15 protein-coding genes are annotated in these 17,203 nt (G+C 66.5%); 13 read left to right on the top strand and 2 right to left on the bottom strand.

The genetic code is table 11. The features are described from left to right. Positions 1-125: 125 nt before the first annotated feature. The 10 genes from argC (at position 126) to AC5RTE_RS07645 (ending at position 10,236) form a co-directional block, all read left to right on the top strand. Positions 126-1,157: an N-acetyl-gamma-glutamyl-phosphate reductase gene (gene argC, locus AC5RTE_RS07690; RefSeq protein ID WP_494040809.1), complete on the top strand. Its 1,032-nt coding sequence runs from the start codon at positions 126-128 to the stop codon at positions 1,155-1,157. After that, a complete protein-coding gene (argJ, locus tag AC5RTE_RS07685; protein WP_494040808.1) occupies positions 1,154-2,320 on the top strand; it encodes a bifunctional glutamate N-acetyltransferase/amino-acid acetyltransferase ArgJ in 1,167 nt (388 codons plus the stop codon). Before argC ends, argJ begins: the two co-directional genes overlap by 4 nt. A 37-nt stretch (positions 2,321-2,357) precedes the next feature. Continuing rightward, entirely contained in the window at positions 2,358-3,311 is a 954-nt protein-coding gene (argB, locus tag AC5RTE_RS07680; RefSeq protein WP_494041326.1) for an acetylglutamate kinase, read from the top strand. Then, entirely contained in the window at positions 3,308-4,561 is a 1,254-nt protein-coding gene (locus tag AC5RTE_RS07675) for an acetylornithine transaminase (protein WP_494040807.1), read from the top strand. The genes argB and AC5RTE_RS07675 overlap by 4 nt, the downstream gene beginning before the upstream one ends. Then, positions 4,558-5,568: an ornithine carbamoyltransferase gene (argF, locus tag AC5RTE_RS07670; protein WP_494040806.1), complete on the top strand. Its 1,011-nt coding sequence runs from the start codon at positions 4,558-4,560 to the stop codon at positions 5,566-5,568. Before AC5RTE_RS07675 ends, argF begins: the two co-directional genes overlap by 4 nt. Further along, entirely contained in the window at positions 5,568-6,098 is a 531-nt protein-coding gene (locus AC5RTE_RS07665) for an arginine repressor (protein ID WP_494040805.1), read from the top strand. Before argF ends, AC5RTE_RS07665 begins: the two co-directional genes overlap by 1 nt. 45 nt (positions 6,099-6,143) lie before the next feature. Next, positions 6,144-7,349: an argininosuccinate synthase gene (locus AC5RTE_RS07660; protein ID WP_494040804.1), complete on the top strand. Its 1,206-nt coding sequence runs from the start codon at positions 6,144-6,146 to the stop codon at positions 7,347-7,349. Between the two features lie 6 nt (positions 7,350-7,355). After that, positions 7,356-8,783, top strand: a complete 1,428-nt coding sequence (gene argH, locus AC5RTE_RS07655) for an argininosuccinate lyase (RefSeq protein ID WP_494040803.1) — start codon at positions 7,356-7,358, stop codon at positions 8,781-8,783. A 144-nt stretch (positions 8,784-8,927) separates the two neighbouring features. Further along, positions 8,928-9,464: a pyridoxine/pyridoxamine 5'-phosphate oxidase gene (locus AC5RTE_RS07650; RefSeq protein ID WP_494040802.1), complete on the top strand. Its 537-nt coding sequence runs from the start codon at positions 8,928-8,930 to the stop codon at positions 9,462-9,464. A gap of 10 nt (positions 9,465-9,474) precedes the next feature. Beyond that, positions 9,475-10,236, top strand: coding sequence for a maleylpyruvate isomerase family mycothiol-dependent enzyme (locus AC5RTE_RS07645; RefSeq protein ID WP_494040801.1), 762 nt, complete (start codon positions 9,475-9,477; stop codon positions 10,234-10,236). Between the two features lie 24 nt (positions 10,237-10,260). Here AC5RTE_RS07645 and AC5RTE_RS07640 read toward each other — a convergent pair whose 3' ends face one another. Then, on the bottom strand, positions 10,261-10,755 hold the full coding sequence (locus AC5RTE_RS07640; protein WP_494040800.1) for a methylated-DNA--[protein]-cysteine S-methyltransferase: 495 nt from the start codon (positions 10,753-10,755) through the stop codon (positions 10,261-10,263). Beyond that, positions 10,752-12,311 (bottom strand): DNA-3-methyladenine glycosylase 2 family protein, encoded by a 1,560-nt coding sequence (locus AC5RTE_RS07635; RefSeq protein ID WP_494040799.1) that lies wholly within the window; start codon positions 12,309-12,311, stop codon positions 10,752-10,754. The genes AC5RTE_RS07640 and AC5RTE_RS07635 overlap by 4 nt, the downstream gene beginning before the upstream one ends. Positions 12,312-12,426: 115 nt before the next feature. Between AC5RTE_RS07635 and AC5RTE_RS07630 the strand changes: the two genes are divergently transcribed. From AC5RTE_RS07630 to tyrS, 3 genes are all read left to right on the top strand, one after another. After that, the gene (locus AC5RTE_RS07630) at positions 12,427-13,074 is read left to right on the top strand and encodes a DNA-3-methyladenine glycosylase (protein WP_494040798.1); all 648 of its coding nucleotides are present in this window, start codon (positions 12,427-12,429) and stop codon (positions 13,072-13,074) included. Between the two features lie 67 nt (positions 13,075-13,141). After that, a complete protein-coding gene (locus AC5RTE_RS07625) occupies positions 13,142-15,370 on the top strand; it encodes a HelD family protein (RefSeq protein ID WP_494040797.1) in 2,229 nt (742 codons plus the stop codon). An 88-nt stretch (positions 15,371-15,458) separates the two neighbouring features. Further along, entirely contained in the window at positions 15,459-16,772 is a 1,314-nt protein-coding gene (gene tyrS / locus AC5RTE_RS07620) for a tyrosine--tRNA ligase (protein WP_494040796.1), read from the top strand. Positions 16,773-17,203: the final 431 nt, after the last annotated feature.

The raw sequence follows: 17,203 nt of genomic DNA, 5'->3' as shown, positions 1-17,203 counted from the left end.
CTTCCCAGGCCCGGAACTTCCGGGCTCCAGCTGCTGTGACCATCCTAGGGATACCAGCAGGCCAGGAAGCAAAGCATGCATAAATATCGGCCATCGTGCATAAGTATTGCTGTATAGTCGAGGCCATGACTATTTCTGTTGCAGTCTCCGGGGCCAGCGGCTACGCGGGCGGAGAAGTGCTCCGCCTGCTCGCGGGCCATCCGGACGTGACCATCGGAGCGATCACCGCGCACAGCAACGCCGGTTCACGCCTGGGCGAGCTGCAGCCCCACCTGCACGGGCTGGCTGGCCGGATCCTCGAGGACACCACCGTGGAAAACCTTTCGGGCCACGACGTCGTGTTCCTCGCGCTGCCGCACGGGGCCTCCGCAGAGATTGCTGCCCAGCTTCCGGAAGGAACAGTGGTAATCGACGCCGGTGCGGACCACCGCCTGGAGGACCCGGCGGCATGGGAAAAATTCTACGGCTCAGCCCACGCCGGAACATGGCCCTACGGCCTGCCCGAACTGCCCGGCCAGCGTGAAGCCCTCAAGGGCGCCAGCCGGATCGCCGTGCCCGGCTGCTACCCGACGTCGGCCCTGCTGGCCCTGACGCCCGGGTTCGCTGCCAACCTCCTCCAGCCCGACGACGTCGTGATTGTTTCCGCCTCCGGCACCTCAGGTGCGGGCAAGGCAGCGAAGGTCAACCTGATTGGCTCCGAGGTGATGGGCTCAATGAGCCCCTACGGCGTAGGCGGCGGCCACCGGCACACGCCCGAGATCGAGCAGGGCCTCTCCAACGCAGCAGGGGAGCAGGTGACAGTGTCGTTCACGCCCACCCTCGCACCGATGAGCCGCGGCATTCTCACCACGGCTACGGCGAAGGTGAAACCGGGTACTACTGCCGAACAGCTCCGCCAGGCGTGGACCGATGCGTACGGCGACGAACCCTTCGTGCACGTGCTTCCGGACGGGCAGTGGCCCGCCACCAAGTCTGTCCAGGGATCAAACCACGCAGCCATGCAGCTGGCCTTTGACTCCCATTCCGGCCGCGTGATCGTCACCTGCGCCATAGACAACCTCACCAAGGGCACCGCCGGCGGCGCCGTCCAGTCCATGAACATTGCCCTCGGCCTGGCGGAAACCGCCGGGCTTGACCTGCAGGGAGTAGCCCCGTGACCATTACCGCACCCCGTGGCTTCCGGGCCGCCGGCGTTACCGCCGGACTCAAGACCTCCGGCAAGCCCGACCTCGCCCTGGTGGTCAATGACGGCCCGTCCAAGTCCGCTGCCGCCGTCTTCACCAGCAACCGGGTTGCAGCGGCGCCCGTCCACTGGTCCCGCCAGGTGGTTTCGGACGGCCGGGTGGACGCCGTGGTCCTGAACTCCGGCGGAGCCAACGCCTGCACCGGGCCTACCGGCTTCCAGAACACCCATAGCACGGCCGAAAAAGTGGCCGAAGTGCTGGGCCTTTCTGCTACTGACGTGTTTGTCTGCTCCACCGGCCTGATCGGCGAGCAGTTGCCCATGGACAAGATCCTTCCCGGCGTGGAGGCTGCCGCGGCTGCCCTCAGCACTGGCGGTGGACCGGACGCAGGCACCGCCATTATGACCACCGACTCGGTTCCGAAGGCGGCGCTGTTTATCGGCACCGACGCAGACGGCCAGGAGTTCAGCATCGGCGGCATCGCCAAGGGGGCCGGCATGCTGGCGCCCGGACTCGCCACGATGCTGGTGGTCCTCACCACGGATGCCGCGGTGGAAGCGGAATTACTCGACGTCGTCCTCCGCGATTCCACCCGCGTCACCTTTGACCGCGCGGACTCCGATGGCTGCATGTCCACCAATGACACAGTGGTCCTGCTCGCCTCCGGCGCCTCCGGGGCCGTGCCGTCCGCCGAGGCCTTCGGCGCCGGCCTCACCCAGGTCTGCGCGGAACTGGCGCGCAAACTCATTGCCGACGCCGAAGGTGCCAGCCACGACATCGCCATCCGCACCTTCAACGCGGCCAGCGAAGCGGACGCCGAAACAGTGTCCCGCTCCGTGGCCCGGTCCAACCTTTTTAAGGCCGCCATCTTCGGCAAGGACCCGAACTGGGGCCGGGTGCTCTCCGCTGTAGGCACCACGGACGCCGCTTTCGAACCCGACCAGCTGAACGTAGCCATGAACGGCGTCCAGATCTGCCGGAACGGCAGCATCGGGGATGACCGTGGACTGGTGGACCTGGAACCGCGCGAGGTCCTGGTGGAAATCGACCTGCAGGCCGGCAACGCCGAGGCCACCATTTGGACCAACGACCTCACCCACGACTACGTGCATGAGAACAGCGCCTACTCAAGCTGAACCGCCCAGCAGCCCGGCAACCCTGGAGATCCTGCCCATGAACACCCGTACCCGCGAGAACACCACCATGCTTGACGCCCAAAGCAAGGCCGGCACGCTGATCGAGGCGCTGCCTTGGATCCAGCGTTTTGCCGGCACCACCATGGTGATCAAGTACGGCGGCAACGCCATGGTCAACGATGAGCTGCGCCGTGCCTTCGCAGAGGACATCGTTTTCCTGCACCACGTGGGTGTCCACCCCGTGGTGGTCCACGGCGGCGGACCGCAGATCAACTCCATGCTTGCCCGGCTGGGTATCGAGTCCGAGTTCAAAGGCGGACTGCGCGTCACCACTCCGGAAGCCATGGACGTGGTGCGGATGGTCCTCACCGGCCAGGTGGGACGCGAGCTCGTGGGGCTCATCAACTCCCACGGCCCCTACGCGGTGGGCATGTCCGGTGAAGACGGCGGCCTGCTGCGGGCGGTCCGCACCGGCACTGTGGTGGACGGCGAAGAAGTCGATCTGGGCCTCGTGGGCGAAGTGGTGGGAGTAAACCCCGAAGGCGTCCTGGACATCCTCGCTGCCGGCCGGATTCCGGTGATCTCAACCGTCGCTCCGGAGATTGAGGGCGACGGGCTGCCTGCCGACGGCCGGGTCCAGACCACCGGACAGGTGCTCAACGTCAACGCGGACACCGCCGCGGCCGCCCTGGCCGAGGCCCTGGGTGCCTCCAAACTGGTGATCCTCACCGACGTCGAGGGCCTTTACGCCAACTGGCCCGACAAGTCCTCGCTGATCTCCTCCCTGAAAGCATCGGATCTGCGGGAGCTCCTGCCCGCGCTTGAGTCGGGCATGATCCCGAAGATGGAAGCCTGCCTTAAAGCGATCGACGGCGGGGTGGAACGTGCCCACATCGTGGACGGGCGCCTCGCCCACTCCATGCTGCTGGAAACCTTCACGACGGCGGGCATCGGCACCCAGGTTGTTCCGGACGAGGAAGTAAACGCATGAACGAAACCCAGCAAACCCCGGTGGCGGAGCTCGTTGAGACTGCAGGCCACGCCGGGTCCGAGTGGCTGGCCCGGTACTCCACCTCCTTGATGGGCGTGTTCGGCACTCCTCAGCGGGTCCTGGTCCGCGGTGCCGGCTGCCTGGTCTGGGACGCGGACGGCAAGGAGTACCTTGACCTGCTCGGCGGCATCGCCGTCAACGCGCTGGGCCACGCCAACCCGTTCGTTACGTCGGTCATCTCCAGCCAGCTTGCCACTTTGGGCCACGTATCCAACTTCTTCACGAGCCCCACCCAGATTGCGCTGGCTGAGAAGCTCCTGGCCCTCACCAACGCGCCTTCCGGTTCCAAGGTGTTTTTCACCAACTCCGGAACGGAAGCCAACGAGGCCGCCTTCAAGCTGGCCCGCCGCAACGCCGGCTCCAAAGATGCGCCCAGAACCAAAATCATCGCCCTCGAAGGTGCCTTCCATGGCCGCACCATGGGCGCACTGGCCCTGACGGCCAAAGAAGCGTACCGGGCACCGTTCGAACCCCTGCCCGGCGGTGTGGTGCACCTTCCGTTCGGCGACATCACGGCCCTTGAAGCCGCAGTGGACAATACCGTGGCAGCAGTGTTCCTCGAGCCCATCCAGGGTGAAGCCGGCGTCCGCCCCCTGCCGGCCGGGTATCTCCGGGCAGCCCGGGAGCTGACTACCAAAGCGGGCGCGCTGCTGATCCTGGACGAAGTGCAGACCGGCATCGGCCGCACCGGCAAGTGGCTTGCCAGCGAGGACGCCGGCATAGAGCCGGACGCCGTCACCCTGGCAAAGGGCCTGGGCGGCGGGTTCCCAATCGGTGCCCTGGTCACGTTCGGTGAGCAGACGTCGTCGTTGCTGACCGCAGGCCAGCACGGCACCACGTTTGGCGGCAACCCGGTGGCCACCGCAGCGGCCCTCGCCACCTTGCACGCGATCGAAAGCCAGGACGTGCTGGCGAATGTGGAAAAGGTTGGGGAGCACCTGCGCTCCGCGGTGGAGGCCATTCCCGGCGTCACGGACGTCCGGGGAGAAGGCCTGCTTATCGGTTTCGACCTGGACGCCGACGTCGCCCCGGCAGTGGTCCAGGCGGGCCTGGACGCAGGCTTCATCGTCAACAGCCCGGGGCCCCGCACCATCCGACTGGCGCCGCCGCTGGTCCTCACCATCGCCCAGGCGGACTCCTTCCTCGCCGCCTTCCCGGCCATCCTCCAAGCAGCTAAGGACACCCAGTGACGTCAGCCACCCGCGCCACCCGGCACTTCCTCAAGGACACAGACCTCAGCCCTGCAGAACAGGCCGAGGTCCTGGACCTCGCCGTCCGCATGAAAGCGGAGCCGTACAGCGTCCAGCCCTTCGCCGCCGGCGGCAATGGCCGCAAAACCGTGGCCGTCATCTTCGATAAGACCTCCACCAGGACCCGCGTCTCCTTCGCCACCGGCATCGCCGACATGGGCGGCAACGCCCTCATCATCAATCCGGGCGAAGCGCAGATCGGGCACAAGGAATCCGTGGAGGACACCGCCAAGGTCCTCGAACGCATGGTGTCCACCATCGTCTGGCGCACCGGCCCGCATGCCGGCCTCGTGGCGATGGCCGGGAACTCCAAGGTCCCCGTCATTAACGCTTTGTGCGACGACTACCACCCGTGCCAGTTGCTCGCGGACCTGCTGGCCGTCAGGGAGCACAAGGGCGAACTCAAGGGCCTCACCATGAGTTACCTGGGGGACGCCGCCAACAACATGGCCAACTCCTACCTGCTGGCAGGCGTCACCGCGGGCATGCACGTACGCATTGCCGGTCCTGAGGGCTACCTGCCCGCAGCGGACATTGTGGCTGAAGCCGAGGAACGCGCAGCAGAAACTGGCGGTTCGGTGCTGGTCACGACTGATGCCGCGGCCGCGTTGAAGGGTGCCGACGTCGTGGCAACAGACACATGGGTTTCCATGGGCCAGGAAGCCGAGAAGGAGGCCCGGCTGCAGCTTTTCCGCGAGTACTCCGTAGACGAGGCAGCGATGGCGCACGCGGCGGAAGACGCCGTCGTGCTTCACTGCCTGCCCGCCTACCGCGGCTACGAAATTTCGGCGGGCGTGATCGACGGGCCGCAGTCCATCGTCTGGGACGAGGCCGAAAACCGGCTGCACGCCCAGAAGGCCCTGATGGCCTGGCTGATGCACCAGTCGGGTTTGGCATTCGTTGAAGGCCTGTCTCCGGTCGAAGGCAGCGGGGAGAGCACGTTCTAGTGTCCGCCCAGCCGGCATCGCCGGGCTCCAGCCCCGCCACTAAAACAGCCCGCCAGGCTCGCATCACCGCCATCCTGACCGGTGAATCGGTGCGTTCCCAGGCCGAGCTGGCAGCATTGCTGGCGGACGACGGCGTGCAGGTCACCCAGGCGACGCTGTCCAGGGACCTCGTGGAACTCGGCGCAGTCAGGGTACGGGGCAGGGAGGGCGTGCTGGTGTACGCCGTCCCCGGCGAAGGCGGCGAGCGGGCGGCCAAGAGCGGAGTGAGCCAGGAAATCCTGGACGCGCGGCTGGCGCGGCTGTGCAGCGAACTCCTGGTCACCGCGGAAGCGTCGGCCAACATCGCAGTCCTCCGCACCCCGCCCGGCGCAGCCAACTTCCTGGCGTTGGCCATTGACCACTCGGTGATGCCCTCCATCCTGGGGACCATCGCCGGGGATGACACTGTGCTGCTGGTCTCCCGGGACCCGCAGGGCGGGCAGGACCTCGCTGCCAGATTCCTGCAACTGGCTGAAGAAGCCGGGCAATAAGCTTGAAGACAACATCTACACCCCCAATTACAAGGAGCATTTGAAGTGACTGAACGCATCGTGCTGGCCTACTCCGGCGGCCTGGACACATCAGTAGCCATCGGCTGGATCGGTGAAGCCACCGGTGCCGAGGTCATCGCCGTGGCCGTCGACGTCGGACAGGGCGGCGAGTCCCTGGAGACCATCCGCCAGCGTGCCCTGGGCTGCGGCGCCGTCGAAGCCTACGTGGCCGACGCCTCCGACGAATTCGCCAACGAGTACTGCATGCCCACGCTGAAGGCCAACGGCCTCTACCAGGGCCACTACCCGCTGGTGTCCGCCATCTCCCGTCCGGTCATCGTCAAGCACCTGGTGAAGGCCGCCCGCGAATTCGGTGCCACCACCGTCGCTCACGGCTGCACCGGCAAGGGCAACGACCAGGTCCGCTTCGAGGTCGGCATCCAGACCCTCGGCCCGGACCTGAAGTGCATCGCCCCCGTCCGCGACCTCGCCCTCACCCGCGACAAGGCCATCGCCTTCGCCGAGGAAAAGGGCCTGCCGATCGAAACCACCAAGAAGAACCCGTACTCCATTGACCAGAACGTCTGGGGACGCGCGGTGGAGACGGGCTACCTCGAGGACATCTGGAACGCCCCCACCAAGGACATCTACGACTACACCGCCACCCCGGAGTTCCCGCCGGCACCGGATGAGGTCATCATCTCCTTCGAAGCCGGCGTTCCGGTAGCGATCGACGGCGTGAAGGTCACCCCGCTGCAGGCCATCAAGGAGCTCAACCGCCGTGCCGGCGCGCAGGGCGTGGGCCGGATTGACGTCGTCGAAGACCGCCTGGTGGGCATCAAGTCCCGTGAAATCTACGAGGCGCCCGGTGCCATGGCCCTGATCACCGCCCACAAGCACCTCGAAGACATCACTGTTGAGCGCGAGCAGGCCCGCTTCAAGGCCACCGTTGGCCAGCGCTGGTCAGAGCTGGTGTACGACGGACAGTGGTTCTCCCCGCTCAAGCGCTCCCTCGACGCCTTCATCGAGGACACCCAGAAGTACGTGTCCGGCGACATCCGCATGACCCTGCACGGCGGCCAGGCCATCGTCAACGGCCGCCGCTCCGACACCTCGCTCTACGACTTCAACCTGGCCACCTACGACACCGGCGACACGTTCGACCAGTCCATGGCCCGCGGCTTCATCGAACTGTGGGGCATGTCCGCCAAGGTCGCCTCTGGCCGCGACATCCGCGTCGCGGGAAAGTAAGACTCGATGGCTGAGCCCAAGGTTGAGGCGACCAACGCAGGCGCACTGTGGGGCGGCCGGTTCGCCGGCGGCCCTGCCGATGCCCTGGCGGCGCTGAGCAAGTCCACGCACTTCGATTGGCGGCTGGCCCGCTACGACATCGCCGGCTCGAAGGCCCACGCGCGTGTGCTGCACAAGGCCGGGCTGCTGGACGACGTCGAGCTGGAGGGCATGCTTGATGCCCTCACCCAGCTGGACGGGGACGTCGCATCCGGCGCCTACGTGCCGGCCGAATCCGACGAGGACGTGCACGGCTCGCTTGAACGCGGCCTGATCGAGCGCGCCGGACCGCAGCTGGGCGGAAAGCTTCGCGCCGGCCGGTCCCGCAACGACCAGGTGGCCACGTTGGGGCGGATGTTCCTGCGCGACCACGCCCGCATCATCGCCCGCGGCGTGCTGGACACAGTGGATGCCCTGGTAGGGCAGGCCAAGGCCCACCACGGCGTGGCCATGCCGGGCCGCACCCACTTGCAGCACGCCCAGCCGGTGCTGCTCAGCCACCACCTGCTGGCCCATGCCTGGGCGTTGCTGCGCGATGTGCAGCGGCTCCAGGACTGGGACAAGCGGGCAGGCGTTTCGCCGTACGGTTCGGGTGCCCTCGCCGGCTCCTCCCTGGGGCTGGACCCGGAAGCCGTTGCCGCGGACCTGGGCTTCTTCTCCGCGTCGCACAACTCGATTGACGGCACCGCGTCCCGCGATGTCTTCGCCGAGTTCGCCTGGGTGTGTTCCATGATCGGTGTGGATCTCTCGCGGGTGTCGGAGGAAGTCATCCTCTGGGCCACCAAGGAGTTCTCCTTCGTCACGCTGCACGATTCCTACTCCACGGGCTCGTCCATCATGCCGCAGAAGAAGAACCCGGACGTGGCGGAGCTGGCCCGCGGCAAGGCAGGGCGCCTGATCGGCAACCTGACCGGTCTGCTGGCCACGCTGAAGGGCCTGCCGCTGGCGTACAACCGCGACCTGCAGGAGGACAAGGAACCGGTGTTCGACGCCGCCGACACCCTGGAGCTGCTGCTTCCGGCCGTCTCCGGCATGATCGCCACCCTGACGTTCAACACCGAACGGATGGAGTCGCTGGCACCGCAGGGCTTCGCGCTGGCCACGGACATCGCCGAATGGCTGGTGCGCCAGGGCGTGCCGTTCCGGGAGGCGCATGAACTCTCCGGCGCGGCCGTCAAGCAGGCGGAATCCCGCGGCGTGGAGCTGTGGGACCTGACGGACCAGGAATACGCCGCCATCTCCGGGCACCTCACGCCGGAGGTCCGCACGGTCCTCTCCACTGAGGGTTCCCTCAACAGCCGCAACTCCCAGGGCGGAACCGCGCCGGCCGCCGTCGAACGCCAGCTGGCCGCACTGGAAGCCGAGCTGGCGGGCGTGCGGGAGTACGCGGGCTAACCGGCACGCTCTCTCACTTAATGCCGCTTTTCGGTCAGCGCTCTCTCACTATCCTCAAGAAAGTGAGAGAGCGTTGCCGATTTTCATGCCTTAAGTGGGAGAGCGTTCGTTTTATCGCCCGAAGCTCCCCGCTATCATGACGCCATGAGTGACTCCTTCCGCAGGCAACTCCGCGCGCTTCCCGACTTCCCGGCTGACCTGCCAGGCTTTGATCCGGAGACCGCGCCTTCGGATCCCGCAGAACTCTTCCGCCAATGGCTGGACGAGGCCCTGGCGGCGGGGGAGCGCCAGCCCCATGCGTGCAGCCTCGCCACGGTGGACGGCAGCGGGCAGCCGTCGTCGAGGATGCTGATCCTGAAGAACATTGACGACGACGGCTGGCACTTCGCCACGTCCCGCACCTCGCGTAAGGGCAGGGAGCTCACCGCCAACCCGCGCGCCGCCCTGAACTTCTACTGGCCATCACTGGGCAGGCAGGTCCAGGTGGCGGGTCCCGTCGGGGAGCTGTCGGCCGGGGCGTCGGCGCGGGACTGGGCGGAGCGGCCGCGGGCAGACGGCAGCACCAACCCCGACTGGCAGTTGTACGCCATCAGGCCGAAGGAGATCGAGTTTTGGCAGGCGAGCCACAGCGGCTCCCACATCCGGCACCGGTTTGGCCCGGACGGGGTTCTTCCCGGCTAGGATGAGCGCCATGACAGCTCCCGCACCCGAGGTCCTCCTCGCCGGACTCCATAAAGCCGCTGCAGGCCTTTCCTCCGATGTTGCCAGGCTCAATGACGAGGACGTGCGGGCGCCGTCGGCCCTGCCAGGCTGGACCCGCGGCCATGTCCTGGCGCACCTGACCGGAATCTGCAACGCCATGGCCCGCCAGCTTGAGTACGCCGCCCGCGAGGAGACGATCGAGCTTTACGACGGCGGTATGGCAGGCAGGAACAGGGCGATCGACATGGCTGCCGGCCACGACGCCGCAGCCCACCTGTCCGACCTGACAGCAGCCATGGAACGGGCAATCAAGAGGTTCGATGCGCTGCCCGGCATCAAGGATTCATCTGCCAACCACACCGGCTGGTACGCACCCATCAGCTACCGCGGGGGAGTTGTCCTCGACGGCGGCCTGGCACTGTGGCGGGAACTCGTCATACACAACTCTGACCTGCGCACGGGCAGGGGACCGGAAACCTGGAGCAGGGAGTTCTGCGGCCACCTGTTCGACTTCCTGGCGGCCAGGGTCCCGCCCGACGACAAACTGGTGCTTCAACCCCTGGGCCTCCCGCCGGTCAGCATCGGCAGCGGCAACAGGTCCATCGTGGTCGGCGGCATGATCACGGACATCGCTGCCTGGCTGGCAGGGCGTGAACCTACCCTGGGCAGCCTGCGGGCCTCCGCCGCGGCCGACGGCGTGGACCTGCCGGCCCTCCTGCCGTGGCCCGCAGGGACACCCACCGCGAACTAGCGGTTTCCACGCGTCTAACCGCAGTCAGGCGGCTTCGCGCGCCAGCAGGCTCTGTTTGATGGGCAGCCCCCAACGGAAGCCGCCCAGGGAGCCGTCAGTCCGGATAACGCGATGGCACGGGACGAACAGGGCTGCGGCGTTGAAGGCGCAGGCGCTGGCCGCTGCCCGGACGGCCATTGGATTGCCGGCCAGCCCGGCGTACTCGGTGTACGTCACGGGCGAGCCCGGCCGCACCAGCCGCAACACGTCCCAGGCATGCACCCGGAACGGTCCGGACAACTGCCGCACGGGAACGTTCATCGCCGGTGCCGGGTCGCCGGCGTAAAAGGCTTCGACGGCGGCCGAGATTTCACCGAGTTCGCTGACCAGTTCCAGCGTGGCGGGCCGCAGCGACGGGTGGATCTGTCCGGTCAGATCACCGGGCTTGTCCGTCCAGCCGCTCGAGAGGACCACTCCGTCGCGGGCGAGGATGCTGAACGGGCCGTCCGGAGTGGACATCTGCAACAACTGGGCCTTCATCGGTTCACTTTCTCTGCTGTTCTGCTGCCTGCACTGCCGAGGACAGCCGGTGCACCCTGGGGCGGAGCGGCCGCGTGATGGGCTGCTTCGGGGAGGGCGGCTGCCCGCCACAGGTGCATGGTTGCGTAGGAGCGCCAAGGGCTCACTTCGCGGAAATCCGGGCTGAAGGTTCTTCCGTCCCGAGCACCCAACGAGGGATCTGCCCCTCGCTCCAGGGCCCTGATCCCGTTCCGCACGGCCGCGTCGTTGGCCAGGAACACATCCGGCGCGCCGAGGACACGCATCGCAAGGTAGCCCGCCGTCCAGGGTCCCACACCGGCCAAGGGAAGCAACTTCGCGTTCAGGCTTGCGGGGTCGTCGCCATAGCCGAAGTCGAGCGAACCCTCCGCCAAGGCGGAAGCTGCTGCACGGAGGGCGTCGATGCGTTTCCGCGGTCCGCGAAGGAGGGCCCAGCCGTCGGCGGCTATCTCACCTGGGGTGGGAAACATCCGGTCAAGGCCCTCGCCGGGGTTGCGGCTTGAACTTCCGACGGCGGCCAGCCGGGTAAGGGCGGTCCGCGCCGCAGCCACGGTAACCTGCTGGCCGATCATCGCCCTAATCAGCATTTCGGCAGGATCCAGGGCCCCGGGCATCCGGATTCCGGGGGTGCCGGCAACAGCGGACGCGAGCCTCCTGTCTTCGGCGAGGGCACTGTCGATGGCGACCGGATCGGCATCGAGGTCGAACAGTCGCCTGACCCGGCTCAGCAATGCCGGCAGGTCCCGGAGGTCCACCGCGCCGATGGTGAGGGTCAGCGGCCGGCCGGGAGCGCCGGCGTCGTACTCGGTCTTAAAGCGCGCATCCCCATGGGGAAGCCGCAAAGTCCGGGCGTAGGACGTTGCCGTTCCTGCTTCTATCCCCGGGAGGGTGCGCACTGCGAGAAAGGAGAAGACGCCGGGGTCGAAAGGCTCCCGGTACGGAAGGCTTAGGGTCAGCGCGGTAGAGCCGGCAGTGGTCCTTGGATGCCTGGCGGCGCGGAGAGCGGTGGGGGTCATGTCGAAGACTTCCGCCATGGTTTCGTTGAACTGGCGCACGCTGCTGAAGCCTGCCGCGAACGCTACATCCGCCAGCTTCATCGATGTGGAAACCAGCAGGGCGCGCGCCGTCTGGGCCCGGCCGGCACGCGCGAGCGAAAGGGGACCGGCGCCCAGTTCCTGGCTGAGGATGCGGTTCAGTTGGCGGGAGGAATAGCCAAGGCGCGCGGCCAGGCCGTCGACGCCGTCCCTGTTCACCACGCCGTCGTTGATCAGCCGCATGGCGCGCCCTGCAATGTCCTGCCGCACGTTCCAGGCCGGCGTTCCCGGAACCGCCTCGGGGAGGCAGCGCTTGCAGGCCCGGTAGCCGGCGTCGTGCGCTGCGGCTGATGTCTCATAGAAGGTGACGTTCGCCGCCTTCGGGGTCCTGGCCGGACACGACGGGCGGCAGTAGATGCCGGTAGTCCGGACGGCGGTATAGAACTGCCCGTCGAACCGGGTGTCCCGGGCATCTATTGCCCGGTAGCGCTGCCAGAAGTCCACCACTCCATCCTGCCAGCAGCGCCGGGGCGGGGCTAGCGGAAATCGGACATCGCCGTCAACCCCGCCAGGGCGTCGCGGGGACGCTCCTTTTACGGTCTTTGGATAGAGTCTGGCCATGAACACAAGTCCCCCGCCGGCGCGGGAACCGCTGAGGGAATTCCTGTCCGGCGATGCCCGGGAACTCGCGCCCGCGCTGCTGGGCGCGATCCTAACCCATGATTCCCGGGAGGGCCGGGTCTCCGTCCGGCTTACCGAAGTGGAGGCCTACCTAGGCCCGGAGGATTCCCTGCACCCGGATCCGGGCTCGCACACCTTCCGCGGGCCCACCCCCCGGAACGCGCCGATGTTTGGCCCGGCGGGACACCTGTACGTTTACTTCACCTACGGCATGCACCACTGCACGAACATCGTGTGCGGTCCGGCCGGCGTCGCCTCGGCACTGCTGCTGCGCGCCGGAGAAATCGTGGAGGGGCTCGAGCTGGCACGGCACCGCCGGCCTACCTCGAAAAATCCCGCTGACCTCGCAAGCGGCCCCGCCCGGCTCGCCAAAGCTCTGGGCCTGACAACCGCGTACAGCGGCCGTGACGCCTTGGTGCCGCCCTTCGGGCTGGTGCTCCCGGAACGGCCGGTCGCGCAGGTCAGCTCGGGCCCCAGAGTGGGAGTGTCCGGCGTCGGCGGATCCGGGCAGTACGCCTGGCGGTTCTGGGTCACCGGCGATCCCACGGTCTCGAAGTACAAGGCGGCCAAGCCAAGAACGCCATAGTTTCGCAAGCGTTAACGGAAATGGTTGTAGAATAGTAGGTCTGTCTTTTGCGATAGGGGAACGTTAAATGCTTGACGCCGATTTGGCCCACGAACGGGACTATGTTGCCGGGCTGTACGCCCGGCTGGAGGAGTTGCGCGAGGAAAAGCGCAGGCAGCTCGCGCAGGTCCGGCGGGCAGGGGCCGTGGGAACCATGCAGAACGTTTCCGAGCGTGACGCTTTCGCCGCTCTGTACGAGGACCGCCTGGCGCAGCTGGATGCCGTTGACGACCGGCTGGTCTTCGGGCGTTTGGACCTGGACTCCGGGGAAGCGCAGTACATCGGCCGCATCGGCCTCACCACCGAGGACCTGCAGCGGCTCATGGTTGACTGGCGCGCGCCCGAAGCCGGCCACTTCTACCAGGCCACCGCCTTCGACCGGCAGGGCGTCCGCCGCCGCCGGCACCTGATCCTGCAGGGCCGCGAGGTCAAAGCCATCGAGGACGATGTGCTCGACGCTGACATGCTGGCCGACGACGAATCCCTGCAGGGCGAAGGCGCCCTGCTCGCCGCCCTGAACTCCAGGCGCACCGGCCGGATGTCGGACATCGTCAGCACCATCCAGTCCGAACAGGACCGCATCATCCGGTCCTCCATCTCCGGCGCCGTGGTGGTACAGGGCGGACCGGGTACCGGCAAGACCGCCGTGGCACTGCACCGCGCCGCCTACCTGCTGTACACCCACCGCGACCGCCTCAAGTCGGCGGGCGTCCTGCTGGTGGGCCCGTCGTCGTCGTTCATGAAGTACATCGAAAGGGTGCTGCCCTCCCTCGGTGAGACCGGCGTCGTTATGGCCAGTGTCGGCCGCCTGATGCCGGGCATCAACGCTGTCCCGGAACCGCACGCCGACGTGGCGGCCATCAAAGGCCGCCTCGACATGGCCACAGTGGTGGCCAACGCCGTCGCCAACCGCCAGCGGATCCCCGCCGAGGACCGGATCCTGGAAGTGGACGGCCGAAAGCTCGTGCTGACACCGCGCCAGGTGCGTCGCGCCCGCGAACGCGCCCGTTCCACCGGCAAGCCGCACAATGAAGCACGGGTGACGTTCGTCAAGATCCTGCTCCGCGAACTGACCGAGCAGATGACCGAGCTCGTGGAAGCCGCCAACATCGGCAACAACGCGGACCGGTCCTACCTGGCGGAGGATGTCCGCACTGCGCGTGACGTTCGGATCGCCCTCAACCTCTGCTGGATGCCCATGACGCCCGAAAAGCTGATCTCGGAGCTGTTCAGTAAGCCCGCCATTCTCGAATTCTGCACCCCGGGCTTTTCGGCCGCCGAACGGGCTCTGCTGCAGCGCCCCGCGGATGCCCCGTGGACCGAATCGGACGTTCCCCTGCTGGACGAGGCCGCCGAGCTGCTGGGCGAGCTGGACCCGGCGGCCGGGCGTGGACTGGCGCAGCAGGAGCACGACCGCGCCCGCGACCTTGCCAACGCCAAGCAGACCCTGGTCAACATGGAGGCGGCAGGGGTGGACCCGTTGATGTCCGCCGAGGAGCTGGCCGAGCAAAACCAGGAACAGGAAGCGCGGCTGACGGCTGCCGAGCGCGCCACGAGCGACCGCACGTGGGCCTTCGGCCACATCGTGGTGGACGAGGCGCAGGAGCTGTCACCCATGCAGTGGCGGCTGCTGGTCCGCCGTTGCCCCCTGAAGTCGTTCACCATTGTTGGAGACATCGCGCAGACGAGTTCCGTTGCCGGCGCCAACTCATGGCAGGGCGCCCTGGCCCCAATGTTCGGTGACCGCTGGCAGCTGGAGGAGCTGACCGTCAACTACCGCACACCGTCCCAGATTGCTGAGGCAGCGGTCCGGATGGCCAATGCCGCGGGACTTGTCGTCTCCGCACCCAAGGCAGTCCGGGAAGGACGCTGGTCGCCCGTTATTGACGAAGTGGACGAGGGCCAAGTGGTCAGCCGTCTGGTGGAAGTCCTGCCGGAGGAACTGGAAGCGCTCGACGGCGGCCTGCTGGCCGTCATCGCTGACGGTCACCTTTTGCCCGAGGCCATGGCCGCCCTGCGCGCCGTGTACGGCCGCCGCATCGGGACCGGCGCAGGGGGGTACGAGCAGGACATTGTGGTCATCAGCCCCCGTGAGGCCAAGGGGCTGGAGTTCGACGGCGTGGTGGTACTGGAGCCCGGCATGATGCTGAACCATGAGCACGGCAAGGTGGGGGACCTGTACGTGGCCATGACCCGCGCAACGCAGCGGCTGCGCCTGATTGCTGCCGGGCCGGTTCCTGCGGGAATCGAGCGCTGAGCGCCGGTTGGGGGTTGTCCTTTCCGGTGCGGGCGCAGGCGCCGTTCACTCACCGCCTGCGCCCGGTAATACTGCTAACTTAGAAGGCGTGTCAGAACTCAACAGCCTCGAATCGCAACACAACGACCCCACTTTTGCCAACGTCTGGCAGGAACTGAAGTGGCGTGGCCTGGTCCACGTCTCCACCGACGAAGCAGAGCTGGAAAAGCTCCTCGCCGGCGGACCGGTCACGTACTATTGCGGCTTCGATCCCACTGCTCCGAGCCTCCACCTGGGCAATCTGGTCCAGCTGCTCGTGATGCGGCGGCTGCAGCTGGCCGGCCACAGGCCCCTCGGGCTGGTGGGCGGTTCCACCGGCATGATTGGCGATCCCCGCCCTACAGCCGAGCGCACCCTGAACACCAAGGACACTGTCGCGGAGTGGGTGGGATACCTCCAGGCGCAGGTCCGCAGGTTCCTCAGCTTCGATGGTGACAACGCGGCACGGATGGTCAACAACCTGGACTGGACGGCGCCGCTGAGCGCGATCGATTTCCTGCGGGAGGTGGGCAAGCACTTCCGCGTGGGCACCATGCTGCGCAAGGACGCCGTCGCGTCGCGGCTGAATTCCGACGAGGGCATCAGCTACACCGAGTTCAGCTACCAGATCCTGCAGGGTATGGACTACCTCCAGCTGTACCGTGACTACGGCTGCATGCTGCAGACCGGCGGCTCCGACCAATGGGGCAACCTCACCAGCGGAACCGAACTGATCCGGAAGGTGGAGGGCAAAAGCGTCCATGCCCTGGGTACACCGCTGATCACCAATTCGGACGGGACCAAGTTCGGGAAGAGCGAGGGCAACGCCATTTGGCTCGATGCCGGCATGTGCAGCCCGTACGCCTTTTACCAGTTCTGGCTCAACACTGCCGATGCTGACGTGGTGGACCGGCTGAAGGTGTTCACGTTCCTGACCCGTGCTGAAATCGAGGAAATTGCCACGGCAGTTGCCGAGCGCCCGTTCGCCCGTGAAGGCCAGCGGAAGCTTGCCTTCGAAGTGACCTCCCTCGTCCACGGAGTGGAAGCCACCGAGAAGGTGATTGCAGCCTCTGCGGCGCTCTTCGGAAACGGCGATCTGTCGGCTTTGGACAAGCCCACGCTCCAGGCAGCCACCTCCGAACTTCCTTCGGCCGTGGTCCAGGTGGACGCCCTGGGAATAGTCGACCTGCTGGTGGCCTCCGGGCTGTCGGAAAGCAAATCCGCTGCCCGTCGCACTGTGGGTGAAGGCGGCGCCTACGTCAACAACGAAAAGGTGTCAGATCCGGAAGCGGTGATTTCGGAGACCGAACTGCTGCACGGGCAGTACCTGCTCCTGCGCCGGGGCAAGAAGAACCTGGCAACGGTTGAAGTGCTGGTTCCCTAGCCTCGTTCCGGACCCGCTTCAGAGCCCCTGCACGCTCCTCCGCAGCCGATTTGCACGGCCGCGGGGGAGCGTGTAATGTTTTTCCAGTCGCCGCCGCTGAAGCGGAAAAATAGCGACCGACCCCCAACAAAAAGTGAAGCAACTTCACCATGTGCGGAAGCGCTGGCCCGAAGAAATGCTCCATTTTATGCTGGGCGCATTCTTTTCCATTGAGTGAATTCCGGGTAAACAACCGGATTTGCAAAGTGAAAATGAATGAAATAGTATTGAAACATCGCAGCGAAGAAATACGAATTAGAAATTCACTAGGTGGATTGGTTCGGGAGTATTCGAATGTGTCTGTTGTTTGAGAACTCAATAGTGTGCCAAGTTTGTTGATACCGATTGTTTTTTGATTGGTTGAATTGACCGGGCTGTCCGCCCCTGTGGGT

This window comes from Arthrobacter sp. K41, from assembly GCF_059089645.1.
Note: the sequence above shows the minus strand (reverse complement) of the source record. Positions and strands in the feature narration are given on the sequence as shown.